The organism is Pseudomonas sp. HMSC057H01, assembly GCF_001836405.1.
GTDB lineage: Bacteria > Pseudomonadota > Gammaproteobacteria > Pseudomonadales > Pseudomonadaceae > Pseudomonas > Pseudomonas aeruginosa.
Window position 1 is genome coordinate 258418 of record NZ_KV828511.1, and the last position, 13891, is coordinate 272308.

At 70.1% G+C, this 13891-nt stretch carries 12 protein-coding genes and 2 pseudogenes; 11 read left to right on the forward strand and 3 right to left on the reverse strand.

From position 1 onward, the window contains the following. The first annotated feature begins 81 nt into the window (after positions 1 to 81). Complete coding sequence (locus HMPREF2581_RS24050) at positions 82 to 948, forward strand: LysR family transcriptional regulator (RefSeq protein ID WP_003082572.1); 867 nt, start codon at positions 82 to 84, stop codon at positions 946 to 948. 137 nt (positions 949 to 1085) lie between these two features. Here HMPREF2581_RS24050 and HMPREF2581_RS32490 read toward each other — a convergent pair. Together HMPREF2581_RS32490 and HMPREF2581_RS24055 are read right to left on the reverse strand one after the other, a co-directional pair. After that, positions 1086 to 1235: pseudogene (locus tag HMPREF2581_RS32490) on the reverse strand (HTH domain-containing protein); the annotation flags it as partial. A 9-nt stretch (positions 1236 to 1244) separates the two neighbouring features. Beyond that, positions 1245 to 2189 carry a helix-turn-helix transcriptional regulator gene (locus HMPREF2581_RS24055; RefSeq protein ID WP_003133531.1) on the reverse strand — a complete coding sequence of 315 codons (945 nt, stop codon included), beginning with the start codon at positions 2187 to 2189 and terminating at the stop codon, positions 1245 to 1247. Between the two features lie 38 nt (positions 2190 to 2227). Here HMPREF2581_RS24055 and HMPREF2581_RS24060 point away from each other — a divergent pair, with 38 nt between their 5' ends. The 10 genes from HMPREF2581_RS24060 (at position 2228) to HMPREF2581_RS24105 (ending at position 13228) form a co-directional block, all read left to right on the forward strand. Continuing rightward, positions 2228 to 3670 (forward strand): MFS transporter, encoded by a 1443-nt coding sequence (locus HMPREF2581_RS24060; RefSeq protein ID WP_003110835.1) that lies wholly within the window; start codon positions 2228 to 2230, stop codon positions 3668 to 3670. Between the two features lie 41 nt (positions 3671 to 3711). Beyond that, on the forward strand, positions 3712 to 4509 hold the full coding sequence (locus HMPREF2581_RS24065; RefSeq protein ID WP_016254136.1) for an AraC family transcriptional regulator: 798 nt from the start codon (positions 3712 to 3714) through the stop codon (positions 4507 to 4509). A gap of 256 nt (positions 4510 to 4765) precedes the next feature. After that, positions 4766 to 5587 carry an ABC transporter substrate-binding protein gene (locus HMPREF2581_RS24070; protein WP_003140426.1) on the forward strand — a complete coding sequence of 274 codons (822 nt, stop codon included), beginning with the start codon at positions 4766 to 4768 and terminating at the stop codon, positions 5585 to 5587. Positions 5588 to 5645: 58 nt separating this feature from the next. Next, positions 5646 to 7388: a cis-3-hydroxy-L-proline dehydratase gene (locus tag HMPREF2581_RS24075; RefSeq protein WP_003140428.1), complete on the forward strand. Its 1743-nt coding sequence runs from the start codon at positions 5646 to 5648 to the stop codon at positions 7386 to 7388. After that, positions 7388 to 8053, forward strand: a complete 666-nt coding sequence (locus HMPREF2581_RS24080; RefSeq protein ID WP_003082559.1) for an amino acid ABC transporter permease — start codon at positions 7388 to 7390, stop codon at positions 8051 to 8053. The genes HMPREF2581_RS24075 and HMPREF2581_RS24080 overlap by 1 nt, the downstream gene beginning before the upstream one ends. 10 nt (positions 8054 to 8063) lie before the next feature. Then, on the forward strand, positions 8064 to 8708 hold the full coding sequence (locus tag HMPREF2581_RS24085) for an amino acid ABC transporter permease (protein WP_003082557.1): 645 nt from the start codon (positions 8064 to 8066) through the stop codon (positions 8706 to 8708). Then, complete coding sequence (locus tag HMPREF2581_RS24090; RefSeq protein ID WP_003086746.1) at positions 8705 to 9427, forward strand: amino acid ABC transporter ATP-binding protein; 723 nt, start codon at positions 8705 to 8707, stop codon at positions 9425 to 9427. The genes HMPREF2581_RS24085 and HMPREF2581_RS24090 overlap by 4 nt, the downstream gene beginning before the upstream one ends. Positions 9428 to 9452: 25 nt before the next feature. Continuing rightward, entirely contained in the window at positions 9453 to 10487 is a 1035-nt protein-coding gene (locus tag HMPREF2581_RS24095; RefSeq protein WP_003140430.1) for a trans-3-hydroxy-L-proline dehydratase, read from the forward strand. A 150-nt stretch (positions 10488 to 10637) separates the two neighbouring features. Next, a complete protein-coding gene (locus HMPREF2581_RS24100; protein ID WP_003110831.1) occupies positions 10638 to 11555 on the forward strand; it encodes a dihydrodipicolinate synthase family protein in 918 nt (305 codons plus the stop codon). A 92-nt stretch (positions 11556 to 11647) separates the two neighbouring features. Then, positions 11648 to 13228: an aldehyde dehydrogenase (NADP(+)) gene (locus HMPREF2581_RS24105; protein WP_003110830.1), complete on the forward strand. Its 1581-nt coding sequence runs from the start codon at positions 11648 to 11650 to the stop codon at positions 13226 to 13228. A gap of 103 nt (positions 13229 to 13331) precedes the next feature. Here HMPREF2581_RS24105 and lhpD read toward each other — a convergent pair. Then, positions 13332 to 13891: pseudogene (gene lhpD / locus HMPREF2581_RS24110) on the reverse strand (bifunctional delta(1)-pyrroline-2-carboxylate/delta(1)-piperideine-2-carboxylate reductase); the annotation flags it as partial.

The window sequence follows — 13891 nt, forward strand, 5'->3', positions numbered from 1 at the left end:
AGGTTCGAGTCGAGGCTAGGCGGCCTCCGCCGCTACTATCAAACGAAACTATCTGCACCAGTCATGCAGGAAATCGGAACCATGAGCGCCAACCTGGATATCGAGCTGCTGCGTACCTTCCATGCCATCCTGCGCTTCGGCCGTTTCCTCGCCGCGGCCAGCCACCTCAACCGCAGCCCCTCGGCGGTGAGCACCCACGTCCGGCGCCTGGAGGAACTGGCCGGCGGCCGGCTGTTCGAGCGCGACAACCAGTCGGTGCGGCTGACCCCGCTGGGGCAGCGGTTCCAGCGCCAGACCGCCGAGCTGCTGGAGACCCACGACCGCGTGCTCGCCGGGTTGCGCAGACGGGAAGAGCCGCTGCGGGTGCGCTTCGGCATTTCCGAGGAATACGCCGGCAAGCTGCTCGGCCGTCTCCTGCCGCGCCTCGGCGCGGAACTGCCGGCGCTGGAGCTGGAGGTGCTCACCGACGCCAGCGGCAGGCTGGCCGGACGCCTGCGGCGGGGCCAGCTGGACCTCGCCCTGCTGGTGCAAGCGCAAGACGAAACCCCGTACGACGGGCACTCCCGCGAGATCGGCGGCACCCAGCCGGTGTGGGTTGCCGGCCACGGCCTGCGGATCGATCCGCAACGCCCGCTGCCGCTGGCCCTGCACGGCCAGGGTTGTCCCTATCGGCAGGCGCTGCTGGAAGCCCTCGGCGCGACGGGCCGGCGCTGGCGCACGGTGGTCAGCAGTCCCGGCGCGGCGGCGCTGGAAGCAGCCATCGAAGGCGGCCTGGCGATCGGCGTGATCGACCGTGCGCGGGTCGGCCCGACGATGCGCGTGCTGGGGCCGGCGGAGGGCTTCGCCGAACTGCCCGCCCACCGCATTCGCCTGGCCTTCGCCCCGGGAGAGCGGCCGCCGGCGCTGGAGCGCCTCGGCGAACTGATCGCCGAGGAGTTCCGGCTCTGAGCCGCTACAGCGCCGGGCGCTAGACCCGCAGGCGGTGGCCGTCTGTCAGTCTCCGGCAGCAGTCGCTCACTGCGCGGCGATGCTTTCCCGTTCACGCCACTCGCGCAGCAACGCCTGGCGCCGGCGCCGCCCTCGATGTGCGCGCCCTGCTGTCGCAGGGTGGCGATATCGCGGTAGAGCGTGCGCAGGCTGATCCCCAGTTCGCCGGCGAGCACATGCCCGGCCACCGGGTAACGATGCCGCCGCAGAATCTGCAGCAGGTCGAGCAGGCGCTGGCTACGGGACAGGGCGCCGACTCACAGTTGCTCCAGGCAGTCGCGGGCGTGGTCGTCGAGGGGGACGAAGACCAGCAGGCGATCGCCGTTCTTCGGCGCCGACCACCAGTTGGTCTGCTGCAGTTCGAATTCGCCGCAGCGCGCATGACGGAAGCGCTTGAGCTGGTTTTCGATACCCATCACCTCATTGCGCCGCCAGATCTCGCGGAACTCCGCCGAAACCTCCAGGCAGCGCTGCAACTGCCGCTCCCACAGCGGATCGCCCATGCGCTCGACCATTGCCGCGCGGAAGAAGCCGACCATCCGCGGCAACGCCTCCTCGCGGTTGGCCATGCAGTAGCGCCAGCGCTCGTGGGTCAGCGCCAGGTAGATGCAGTTGCGGTCTTCCTCGGGGATCTCCGCCAGGTCGATGCCCACCAGCCGGCAATAGGCGCGGTTGTAGCCGCGGATGTCGAAACGGGCGTTCTGCACCATGGCCGGCAACGGGTCGAGGGCATCGAGGATGGCCTGGGTGGCGGCCGAAGGCTTCTCGCAGACCACCCGCCGCGCCGAGGTCGGCGCGGCCAGCCCGGCGAGGTTGAACAGGTGGTGGGTTTCCGTCTCATTGCACAGCAGGGCCCGGGCGATGGCTCCGATCACCTGCTCCGAGGCGCGTACCGCGCGGCCCTGCTCCAGCCAGGTGTACCAGGTCACGCCGACCCCGGCGAGCTGCGCCACCTCCTCGCGACGCAGGCCCGGCGTGCGTCGGCGGCCGAGGCGGGAAATGCCGACCCGCTGCGGCTCGATGCTTTCCCGCCGGCGGCGCAGGAAGGCCCCCAGCTGTTCGGCGCGGGACGGCTGCGCGGGGCTTTCCGCAGCGTGGCTGGCAGGGGCGTCGAGGGGCATGGCGAAGTCCTCCGGAGGGCAGACGGGTAGCGCCAATACCAGGATAAGCAAGAACTGGTACCGGGTTAGCCAGAAGCGCATGCTGCCAGCCCACTCCCTTCCGCACAAGGACTCCGCCCATGCCCAGCACCGTCTCGTCGTCGCGGCTCGGCCTCGCCGGGCTCTGCATCCTGCTGGCGGGGCAACTGTTGCCGATGATCGATTTCTCCATCGTCAACGTCGCCCTCGACGCCCTCGCCCATTCCCTCGGCGCCAGCGAAACCGAACTGGAACTGATCGTCGCCGTCTACGGCGTGGCCTTCGCCGTGTGCCTGGCGATGGGCGGCCGGCTTGGCGACAACTACGGCCGTCGCCGCCTGTTCGATCTCGGCGTCGCCCTGTTCGCCGTCGCCTCGTTGCTTTGCGGGCTGGCCGGTTCGGTCTGGCTGCTGCTGGTGGCGCGCGCCCTGCAGGGCGTCGGCGCGGCGCTGATCGTGCCGCAGATCCTCGCCACCCTGCATGTCAGCCTCAGCGGCCACGCGCATTCCCGCGCGCTGGCCGCCTACGGCGCCATCGGCGGCCTGGCCTTCGTCGTCGGCCAGGTGCTCGGCGGCTTCCTGGTCTCCGCCGACATCGGCGGCCTCGGCTGGCGCAGCGTGTTCCTGATCAACCTGCCGATCTGCCTCGGCATTCTCCTTTGCAGCCGCCGCTGGGTACCGGAGACCCGCGCCGAGCATGCCGCCCGCGTCGACGCGCCGGGCACCCTGCTGCTCGCCGCGCTGATCCTCTGCCTGCTGCTGCCGCTGGCTCTCGGCCCATCGCTGCACTGGTCCTGGCCCTGCGCCCTGCTGCTGGCGGCGGCGGTGCCGCTGCTGGCCTGGCTGTGGCGCACCGAGCTGCGCCAGGAACGCCGCCAGGCCTGGCCGTTGCTGCCGCCGTCGCTGCTGCGCCTGCCGAGCATCCGCTTCGGCCTGTTGCTGGCGATCCTGTTCTTCGCCTGCTGGAGCGGCTTCATGTTCGCCCTTGCCCTGGCCCTGCAGGCCGGCGCCGGTCTCTCGCCGGTGCAGGCCGGCAATGCCTTCATCGCCCTCGGCGCCTCCTACTTCGTCTCGGCGCTGCTCACCGCCCGGGTGGCGGCGCGGATCGGCCCGGTACGCCTGCTGCTGCTCGGCTGCGTCATCCAGATGTGCGGCCTGCTCGGCCTGATGCTGACCCTGCAACGGGTCTGGCCGCAGCCGGGCATCCTCAACCTGGCGCCGGCGACCCTGGTGATCGGCTTCGGCCAGGCGTTCATCGTCAGCAGCTTCTTCCGCATCGGCCTCTCGGAGGTGCCGACCGCCCAGGCCGGCGCCGGCAGCGCCATGCTCGCCACCGTCCAGCAGGCCTCCCTCGGCCTCGGCTCGGCGCTGCTCGGCGCGGTGTTCGCGCACAGGCTGGAGCGCCATGGCGACTACCTGGAAGCGACGCAGACGACCCTGGCCGTCGAGTTCGTCCTGATGACGCTGCTGCTCGGCGCCACCTGCCTCTTCTACCTGCGCCGCGTGCGCACGGTGCCATTGCGCTGCGACTCGCCGGGCAACTGAGGCGCGCGGCCGGGCCCTGTTCCCGGCCGCCGGCGCCCCGTATGCTGGCGCGGTCCCCCAGCCAGGCCTTCGCCCCGATGCACGACCTGCTCGCCGCCCCGCCCCCCGCCGACCTCGCCAGCCTGCTGGCCAGCCTGCGCCAGGTCGAGGCGCTGCTCGACGCCATGCCCGGCGTGGTGTTCTTCGTCAAGGACGAGCGCGCCCGCTACGTCCTGGTCAACCGCACCCTGGCACGCCGCTGCGGCGTGAAGGAGAAGACCGAACTGCTCGGCCGCAGCGCCGACGAGGTCTTCCCTTCCAGCCTCGGTCCGCTCTATGCCGAGCAGGATCGGCGCGTGCTGCGCGGCGGCGCGACGCTGGAGAACCAGTTGGAGCTGCACCTCTATCCCGGTCGCCAGCCGGGCTGGTGCCTGACCCACAAGCAGGCGCTGCGCGATGCCGACGGGGCGATCATCGGCATGGCCGGCATCTCCCACGACCTGCCGGCGGCGCAGTCGGCGCACCCGGCCTACGGGCGGCTGGCGGCGGTGGATGCGCATATCCGCGAGCACTACGACCAGCCGCTCAGCCTCGCCGATCTCACTGCCATCGCCGGGCTCTCGGTGGCGCAACTGGAACGTCACTGCAAGCGCATCTTCCAGCTCACCCCACGGCAGATGATCCACAAGGCGCGGCTCGGCGCCGCCTCGCAACTGCTCGCCGGCGACGCGCCGATCACCGAGATCGCCCTGCGCTGCGGCTACACCGACCACAGCGCCTTCAGCCGCCAGTTCAAGGCGCTCACCGGACTCTCGCCGAGCCAGTACCGCGAGACCCATCGCCAGCCCCGAAAAGCGTAACGCCTCGCCCCGCCACGGGGCGGCGGTAGCAATCCTGCTCCCTTTTGTAACACCGCCGGCCGCGCCCGAGCGGGGCGCAGTCCGGCGCGGCATGGCACAGCGACGCGCCAGCCAAAGCGGTCGCGCTCCAGCGAAAGTTTTTTATCGGCGTCGGACGAGGTTCTGGCACAGCCATTGCTCACTTAAAATATCGTATACGAAATCACAAATACGGGATTTGCCGCCCTCCCACTCAACCGCATCGCCAGAGGCCCCCATGAATACCAAGAAGACCCTTGCCCTAGCCCTCACCGCTGCCCTGGGCTGTTCCCTCGCCGGTCTCGTCCAGGCCGACAAGCTCGACGACATCATCGAGTCCGGCAAGCTGCGCTGCGCCGTCACCCTGGACTTTCCGCCGATGGGCTCGCGCGATGCGCAGAACAACCCGGTGGGCTTCGACGTCGATTACTGCAACGACCTGGCGAAGGCCCTGGACGTCAAGGCGGAGATCGTCGAGACGCCCTTTCCCGACCGCATCCCGGCACTGGTATCGGGTCGCGCCGACGTGATCGTCGCGTCCACCTCGGACACCCTGGAGCGGGCCAAGACCATCGGCATGAGCATCCCCTACTTCGCCTTCGTCAAGGTGGTACTGACCCGCGAGGACACCGGCATCGCCAGCTACGAGGACCTCAAGGGCCGCCCGGTCGGCGGCACCGCCGGCACCTTCGAGGCGCTGGCCCTGGAGAAGGACAGCAAGGCCTGGGGCGACGCCAAGGGCAGCTTCCGCGCCTACCAGTCCGAGGCCGACACCGCCCTGGCGATCAGCCAGGGGCATATCGACGCCACGGTCGTCTCTTCCACCGTCGCCGCCTCGTGGATCAAGTCGGGCAAGTACAAGGGCCTGAAGATCGCCGGCGACGCGCCCTATGACATCGACTACGTGGCCCTCGGCGCCAAGCGCAACGAATACGGCCTGCTCAACTACCTGAACCTGTTCATCAACCAGCAGGTGCGCACCGGCCGCTACGCCGAGCTGGCGCAGAAATGGGTCGGCGGCACGGCGCCGGAGCTGACCACCAGCGCGGTCTACCGCTGAAGCCGAGGGCGCGGTCCGCCGCCGGGCCGCGCCGTTTCCCCCCGTCCTGGATGCGCCGATGAAGCACGCACACCTCATCGTTCCCCGTACCCTGGTCGCCGGCAGCGCGTCCGGCGAACTGCTGTACGCACCGACCGGCCTGAGCTTCTGGGGCGGCGTCGACCCGCGCAGCGCGGAAGTGATCGACCGCCACCACCCGCTCAGCGGCCGCCATCTGCACGGCAGGCTGCTGGCGATTCCCGGTGGGCGCGGCTCCTGCACCGGCAGCAGCGTACTGCTGGAACTGATCCTCGGCGGACGTGCGCCGGCGGCGATCCTCCTGCGCGAACCGGACGAAATCCTCGCCCTCGGCGCGATAGTCGCCGAGGAACTGTTCGGCCGCTCGCTACCCATCGCCTGTCTCGGCGAGCGCTTCGACGAACTCGCCGCCTATCCCTGGGCGCGCCTGGCCGACGGTCGCCTGGAACTCCACCGCGATGCCCCGCCGCCGCTGGAGGCCCGGCCCGCCGAAGCGCTGGCGACCGATGCCGGCCCGCGACTGGACGCCTTCGACCAGGCCCTGCTCGCCGGCGAACACGGCGAAGCCGCGCGCCTGGCGATGCGCATCGTCCTGCGCATGGCGGCGTTGCAGGGCGCGCAACGGCTGGTCGAGATCCAGCGCGCGCACATCGACGCTTGCATCTACACCGGCCCGGCCGGCCTGCGCTTCGCCGAGACCCTGCGCGACCTCGGTGCCCGGGTGCGGGTACCGACCACCCTCAACGCCATCTCCGTGGACCAGCGCCGCTGGCGCGAACAGGGCGTACCCGCCGCCCTCGGCGAGCCAGCCGCGGCCCTGGCCCAGGCCTATCTCGACATGGGCGCGCAGCCCAGCTTCACCTGCGCGCCCTACCTGCTCGACGACAGCGCGCGGGCCGGCGAACAGATCGTCTGGGCCGAGTCCAACGCGGTGCTCTTCGCCAACAGCGTGCTCGGCGCACGCACCAACAAGTACGCCGACTTCATGGATATCTGCTGCGCCCTCACCGGTCGCGCGCCGCTGGCCGGCTGCCACCTCGACGAGCAGCGCCAGGCGCGGGTACTGATCGAAGTGGAAGACCTCGGCAGCGTCGACGATGCCTTCTACCCGACCCTCGGCTACCTCTGCGGCCTGCTCTGCGACGGACAGATCCCGGCGATCGACGGCCTGCGGCAGCGGCAGCCGGACCACGACGCGCTCAAGGCCTTCGGCGCGGCGCTGGGCACCAGTTCCTCGGTGCCGATGTTCCACGTCATCGGCGTCACCCCGGAAGCCCCTGACCTGGCCAGCGCCTTCGGCGGCCGCGCGCCGCGGCGGACCCTGCGGGTCGGACGCGAGCGCCTGCGCGACGCCTGGCGCGAGCTGGACAGCGCCGGCGAGACGCGGATCGACCTGGTGGCGCTGGGCAACCCGCACTTCTCCGCCAGCGAATTCGCCCAGCTCGCCGCGCTCTGCCACGGCCGCCGCAGACACCCGGAGGTAGCGCTGGTGATCACCAGCAGCCGGCAGGTCGTCGCCCAGGCCGAAGCGGCCGGGCACCTGGCGACGCTGCAGGCGTTCGGCGCGCGGCTGGTCACCGACACCTGCTGGTGCATGCTCGACGAACCGCTGGTACCGCCGGGCGCGCGCACCCTGATGACCAACTCCGCCAAGTATGCCCACTACGCCCCCGGACTGGTCAGCCGCCAGGTGCGCTTCGCCGGCCTCGCCGGCTGCGTCGAGGCCGCCGTCGGCGGACGGCCCCCCGCCGGGCTGCCCGCCTGGCTGAGCGAGGACTGCTGATGTTCGACTACACCTTCCACTGGCGCTCGGCGTTCAACGCCCTGCCGGAGATGCTCGCCGGCAGCCTGGTGACGCTCCAGGTCACCGCGCTGTCGATGCTCTTCGGCATCCTCATCGCCCTGCTCCTGGCCTTCGCCCGGCTCGGCGGCAACCGCCCGCTGCGCGCCGCCGCCGGAGCCTGGATCTCCATCGCGCGGAATACCCCGGCGCTATTCCAGATCTACATCCTCTACTTCGGCCTGGGCTCCTTCGGCCTGCACGTCAGTTCCTGGTTCGCCCTGCTCGCCGGGGTCACCTTCAACAACGCCGGCTACCTCGCCGAGACCTTCCGCGGCGGCCTCCAGGCGGTGCCCGAGACCCAGCTGCGGGCGGCCCGCTCGCTGGGCATGAGCGCGCCGCAGGCCTATCGCCTGGTGGTGATCCCGCAACTGCTGCGGGTGGTGTTCTACCCGCTGACCAACCAGTTGGTCTGGGCCATGCTGATGACCTCCCTCGGCGTGGTGGTGGGCCTGACCGACGACCTCACCGGCGTCACCCAGGCGCTCAACGTCAAGACCTTCCGCACCTTCGAATACTTCGCCCTGGCCGCCGTCCTCTACTTCGCCATGGCCAAGCTGCTGGTGCTGGCCGCCCGCCTGCTGGGCTGGCGCCTGTTCCGTTACTGAGGGGAATGCCGTGTTCACCACCAGCCTCACCGCCAACGACCTGCTGTTCCTCCTGCAAGGCGCCTGGACCACCCTCGCCATCACCGCCATGGCGATGCTGATCGGCACCCTGCTGGGTGTCGTCTTCGGCCTGCTCCGCGCCCTGCTGCCACGCGCCAGCCTGCCGCTGGCGGCGCTGCTCGACGTATTCCGCAGCGTGCCGCTGCTGATCCAGTTCGTCCTGCTCAATTCCTTCAAGAGCATCCTCGGCCTCGACTGGAGCGCCTTCGCCGTGGCCTGCCTGGTGCTCGGCGTGTACGCCGCCGCCTACTGCACCGAGGTGGTCCGCGGCGGCGTCCTCTCGGTACCGCCGAGCGTGCGCCGGGCGGCGCGTTCGCTGGGCCTGAGCTATCGCCAGGACCTGTTCCACATCGTCCTGCCGATGGCCGCCCGGGTGGCCTTCCCCGGTTGGGTCAACCTGACCCTGTCGGTGATGAAGGACACCTCGCTGGTGCTCTGGATCGGCATCGTCGAACTGCTGCGCGCCTCGCAGACCATCGTCACGCGCATCCAGGAACCGCTCTTCGTGCTCTGCATCGCGGGGCTCGTCTATTACCTCATGAGCTGGGTGGTCGCGCGACTCGGCGCCCGGCTGGAACGGAGATGGCAGCAATGATCGAGATCAGCGGCGTGCACAAGGCCTACGGCCAGTTCGAGGTGGTCAAGGGCGTCGACCTGAGGGTGGACAAGGGCGAGGTGCTGTCGATCATCGGCGGCTCCGGTTCCGGCAAGTCGACCCTGCTGATGTGCATCAACGGCCTGGAGCCGATCCAGCGCGGCAGCATCCGCGTCGACGGCATCGACGTGCATGCCCGCGGCACCGACCTCAACCGCCTGCGGCGGAAGATCGGCATCGTCTTCCAGCAGTGGAACGCCTTCCCCCACCTGACCGTGCTGGAAAACGTCATGCTCGCGCCGCGCAAGGTGCTCGGCAAGAGCCGCGCCGAAGCCGAGGCGATGGCGCTGAAGCAACTTACCCACGTCGGTCTCGGCGACAAGCTCAAGGTCTTCCCCCAGCGCCTTTCCGGCGGCCAGCAACAGCGCATGGCGATCGCCCGGGCGCTGGCGATGTCGCCGGACTACATGCTGTTCGACGAAGCCACCTCGGCGCTCGACCCGCAGTTGGTCGGCGAGGTGCTGGACACCATGCGCCTGCTCGCCGAGGAAGGCATGACCATGGTCCTGGTCACCCACGAGATCCGCTTCGCCCGCGACGTGTCCGACCGGGTGGCGTTCTTCCGCAATGGCCTGGTCCACGAGATCGGCACCCCCGACCAGGTGATCGGCAACCCGCAGCGGCCGGAGACGGTGGAATTCCTCCGCTCGGTGCTCTGAGCCCGCCCCCGCACAGGAGATAGCCATGCGTTCGCAGCGGATCGTCCACATCGTCAGTTGCCATGCCGAAGGCGAGGTCGGCGACGTGATCGTCGGCGGCGTCGCCGCGCCGCCCGGCGCCACCCTCTGGGAACAGTCGCGCTGGATCGCCAGAGACCAGGACCTGCGCAACTTCGTCCTCAACGAACCGCGCGGCGGAGTGTTCCGCCACGCCAATCTGCTGGTGCCGGCCAAGGACCCGCGCGCGCAGATGGGCTGGATCATCATGGAGCCGGCCGACACCCCGCCGATGTCCGGTTCCAATTCGCTGTGCGTGGCCACCGTACTGCTCGACAGCGGCATCCTGCCGATGCGCGAACCGCTGACTCGGCTGCTGCTGGAAGCGCCGGGCGGGCTGATCGAGGCCCGCGCGGAATGCCGCGACGGCAAGGCCGAGCGGGTGGAAATCCGCAACGTGCCGTCGTTCGCCGACCGCCTCGACGCCTGGATCGAAGTCGAGGGCCTCGGCTCGCTACAGGTCGACACCGCCTACGGCGGCGACAGCTTCGTCATCGCCGACGCCCGGCGCCTGGGCTTCGCCCTGCGCGCCGACGAGGCCGCCGAGCTGGTCGCCACCGGCTTGAAGATCACCCACGCGGCCAACGAACAACTGGGCTTCCACCACCCGACCAACCCGGACTGGGACCATCTGTCCTTCTGCCAGCTGGCCGCGCCGCCGGAGCGCCGCGACGGTGTCCTCGGCGCGAGCAACGCGGTGGTCATCCGCCCCGGCAAGATCGACCGCTCGCCCTGCGGCACCGGCTGCTCGGCGCGGATGGCGGTGCTCCAGGCGAAAGGTCAGCTGCGGGTCGGCGAACGCTTCGTCGGGCGCTCCATCATCGGTTCGGAATTCTACTGCCACATCGAGTCGCTGACCGAACTCGGCGGCCGTCCGGCGATCCTCCCGTGCCTGTCCGGGCGCGCCTGGATCACCGGCATCCACCAGTACCTGCTCGACCCGGACGATCCCTGGCCGCAAGGCTATCGGCTGTCCGATACCTGGCCCGACGGCCACTGCTGACCACCCCGACCGACCGCAGGCAGCGGCCGGGCGGAAACCGATCCGGCGCGTACCGGATCGTCCACGACGGCGAACGCTGCCGTCGCCCTGTGACTCGGACCGCAGCGGTCCGATTGAATTCGTATACGAAATACGAAAAAAGGAGAAACCATGAGCAAGCACGTCAACTGGAGCGGCGTATTCCCCGCGGTCACCACCCAATTCAACGCCGATTTCTCGGTGAACCTGGAGGAAACCCACACGGTCATTTCCAACCTGGTGCGCGACGGCGTGTCCGGGCTGGTGGTATGCGGCAGCGTCGGCGAGAACACCTCGCTGACCATCGAGGAGAAGATGGCCGTCACCGAGGTCGCCAAGGATGCCTCCGGCGGCCGCGTGCCGGTGATCTGCGGGATCGCCGAGTTCACCAGCGCCGGCGCGGCGAAGGTGGCCAAGGCGGTGGAGCGGGTCGGCGTCGACGGCATCATGGTGATGCCGGCGCTGGTCTATTCCTCCAAGCCGCACGAGACCGCCGAGCATTTCCGCAGCGTGGCTAGCGGCACCGACCTGCCGGTGATGGTCTACAACAACCCGCCGATCTACCGGAACGATGTCACCCCGGACATCCTGGTTTCCCTGGCCGACTGCGAGAACATCGTCTGCTTCAAGGACAGCTCCGGCGACACCCGCCGCTTCATCGACGTACGCAACCAGGTGGGCGAGCGCTTCATCCTCTTCGCCGGCCTCGACGACGTGGTCCTGGAAAGCGTGGCGGTGGGCGCTCAGGGCTGGATCTCGGGAATGTCCAACGTATTCCCGAAGGAAGGCGAGACCATCTTCCGCCTGGCCAGGGCCGGGCGCTTCGCCGAGGCGATGCCGATCTACGAGTGGCTGATGCCGATCCTCCATCTCGACGCCCGTCCCGACCTGGTGCAGTGCATCAAGCTCTGCGAGGAACTCGCCGGTCGCGGCAGCGCCCTCACCCGTCCACCGCGCCTGGCCCTGCGCGGCGCCGATCGCGAGCACGTCGAGCGGATCATGGCCAAGGCCCTGGCCAGCCGGCCGGTGCTGCCGGACGTCGGCTTGTAGCCGGCGCCGCGCCCTCGCCGCCTCGCTCCCCAGGGAGCGGCCGGCGAGAGCCAGCGGCAGAGCATTCCGTCCACCGTCCCCAGGGAGGCCCCATGCCCAGTATCCTCGGTCACAACTACGTCGGCGGCGCTCGCAGCGCCGCCGGCAACCTCATCCTGCGCAGCCTCGACGCCGACAGCGGCGAAGCGCTGCCCTACGCCTTCGTCCAGGCCACCGAGGCGGAGGTCGACGCCGCCGCCCGCGCCGCCGAACGCGCCTATCCACACTACCGGCAACTGTCCGCCACGCGCCGCGCCGGATTCCTCGAGGCGATCGCCTCGCGCCTCGACGCCCTGGGCGACGACTTCGTCGCCCTGGTCCGTCGCGAGACCGCGCTGCCCGCCGTACGCATCCAGGGCGAACGGACACGTACCGCCAACCAGTTGCGGCTGTTCGCCGAAGTCCTGCGGCGTGGCGACTTCCACGGCGCGCGCATCGATCGCGGACAACCCGGGCGTACCCCGCCGCGCCCCGACCTGCGCCAGTGGCGAATCGGTCTCGGCCCGGTGGCGGTGTTCGGTGCCAGCAACTTCCCGCTGGCCTTTTCCACCGCCGGCGGCGACAGCGCCGCCGCCCTGGCCGCCGGCTGTCCGGTGGTGGTCAAGGCCCACGGCGGACACATGGCCACAGCCGAATGCGTGGCCGACGCGATCCTCCAGGCGGCGGCCGACAGCGGCATGCCGGCCGGGGTATTCAACATGGTCTACGGCAACGGCGTCGGCGAGGCGCTGGTGCGCCATCCGGCCATCCGCGCGGTCGGCTTCACCGGTTCGCTCAAGGGCGGGCGCGCACTGTGCGACCTGGCAGCGGCGCGGCCGCAGCCGATCCCGGTGTTCGCCGAGATGAGCAGCATCAATCCGCTGGTGGTGCTCCCCGAAGCCCTGCGCCGGCGCGGCCGGCAGGTGGCGGAGGAGCTGGCCGCCTCGGTGACGCTCGGCTGCGGCCAGTTCTGCACCAAGCCGGGCCTGGTGCTTGGCCTGCGCTCCCCCGGCTTCGACGCCTTCGTCGCGGCCCTGGGCGAGGCACTGGCCGCCAGGCCGGCACAGAGCATGCTCAACGCCGGTACCTTGCGCAGCTATGTCGAAGGACTGCAACGCCTGGAGCGCCATCCCGGCATCCGGCGCCTGGCCGGCGCGCCACAGGAAGGACGGCAGGCCCATCCGCAGTTGTTCAAGGCCGACGTGGGCCTGTTGCTGGAAGGCGACGAACTGCTCCAGGATGAGGTGTTCGGCCCGGCCACCGTGGTCGTCGAGGCAGCCGACGAGGAACAGCTTGCCCGCGCGCTGGACAACCTGCACGGCCAGTTGACGGCGACCCTGATCGGCGAAGCGGAAGACCTCGCGGCGTTCGCCGGGCTGGTCCCGCTGCTCGAAGGCAAGGCCGGGCGCCTGCTATTCAACGGCTATCCGACCGGCGTCGAGGTATGCGACGCCATGGTCCACGGCGGCCCCTACCCGGCCACCTCCGACGCTCGCGGCACCTCGGTGGGAACCCTGGCCATCGAACGCTTCCTGCGCCCGCTGTGCTACCAGGACTACCCCGACAGCCTGCTCCCGGACGCCCTGAAGAACGCCAACCCGCTGGGCCTGCTGCGCCTGGTCGATGGCCGGAGCACGCGCGAGGCCCTGGATTGAGCACGCCTGGAAGCCTGGATGGCGGATAACGCCGTTGGCGCTATCCGCCCTACGCAGTCGTCCTCGTTGCGCCACGCTGTCCGGTCGGCCCCTCGCCTTGCGCTCACTCCAGCAACGCCAGCAGCTCCCGGTGCAACGCCTCGGGAATCGTCACGCCGTCCCTGGCGCTGCGTTCGCGCGCTTCGAAGCGTCGCTGCGAGGGCAAGCGCGCGCCCTGTTCGACGATGCCTTCGAACAGCGTCTCGGCGCGCGCCAGGTGCTCCTCCGCCGAGGCGCCGAGCATGCGCCGCGGATCGATGGCGATCAGCAGTTCGCCACCGTAGGGAGAAGAACGGCTGCCCTCGTCGTAGGCCAGCGACTCGGCACTGGTCAGGTCGCCGATCAGCGGACCGGCGAGCAGTTCGACCATCGCCGCCAGGGCCGAGCCCTTGTGCCCGCCGAAAGTAAGCATGGCGCCTCGCAACGCGGCGCTGGCATCGGTGGTCGGCTCGCCCTGCTCGTCCACCCCCCAGCCCAGCGGGATTGGCTTGCCGGCGCGTTCGTGCAACTGGATCTCGCCACGCGCCACGGCGCTGGTGGCGAAGTCGAAGACGAACGGCGGGCCGTCCGGACGCGGCCAGCCAAAGGCGATCGGGTTGGTGCCGAAGATCGGCTTGCGTCCGC

Bases quoted from the DNA above. Each gene is read 5' to 3' on its own strand.
- HMPREF2581_RS24050 (WP_003082572.1), top strand. From the start codon at position 82: ATGAGCGCCAACCTGGATATCGAGCTGCTGCGTACCTTCCATGCCATC.
- HMPREF2581_RS24055 (WP_003133531.1), bottom strand. From the start codon at position 2,189: ATGCGCTTCTGGCTAACCCGGTACCAGTTCTTGCTTATCCTGGTATTG.
- HMPREF2581_RS24060 (WP_003110835.1), top strand. From the start codon at position 2,228: ATGCCCAGCACCGTCTCGTCGTCGCGGCTCGGCCTCGCCGGGCTCTGC.
- HMPREF2581_RS24065 (WP_016254136.1), top strand. From the start codon at position 3,712: ATGCTGGCGCGGTCCCCCAGCCAGGCCTTCGCCCCGATGCACGACCTG.
- HMPREF2581_RS24070 (WP_003140426.1), top strand. From the start codon at position 4,766: ATGAATACCAAGAAGACCCTTGCCCTAGCCCTCACCGCTGCCCTGGGC.
- HMPREF2581_RS24075 (WP_003140428.1), top strand. From the start codon at position 5,646: ATGAAGCACGCACACCTCATCGTTCCCCGTACCCTGGTCGCCGGCAGC.
- HMPREF2581_RS24080 (WP_003082559.1), top strand. From the start codon at position 7,388: ATGTTCGACTACACCTTCCACTGGCGCTCGGCGTTCAACGCCCTGCCG.
- HMPREF2581_RS24090 (WP_003086746.1), top strand. From the start codon at position 8,705: ATGATCGAGATCAGCGGCGTGCACAAGGCCTACGGCCAGTTCGAGGTG.
- HMPREF2581_RS24095 (WP_003140430.1), top strand. From the start codon at position 9,453: ATGCGTTCGCAGCGGATCGTCCACATCGTCAGTTGCCATGCCGAAGGC.
- HMPREF2581_RS24100 (WP_003110831.1), top strand. From the start codon at position 10,638: ATGAGCAAGCACGTCAACTGGAGCGGCGTATTCCCCGCGGTCACCACC.
- HMPREF2581_RS24105 (WP_003110830.1), top strand. From the start codon at position 11,648: ATGCCCAGTATCCTCGGTCACAACTACGTCGGCGGCGCTCGCAGCGCC.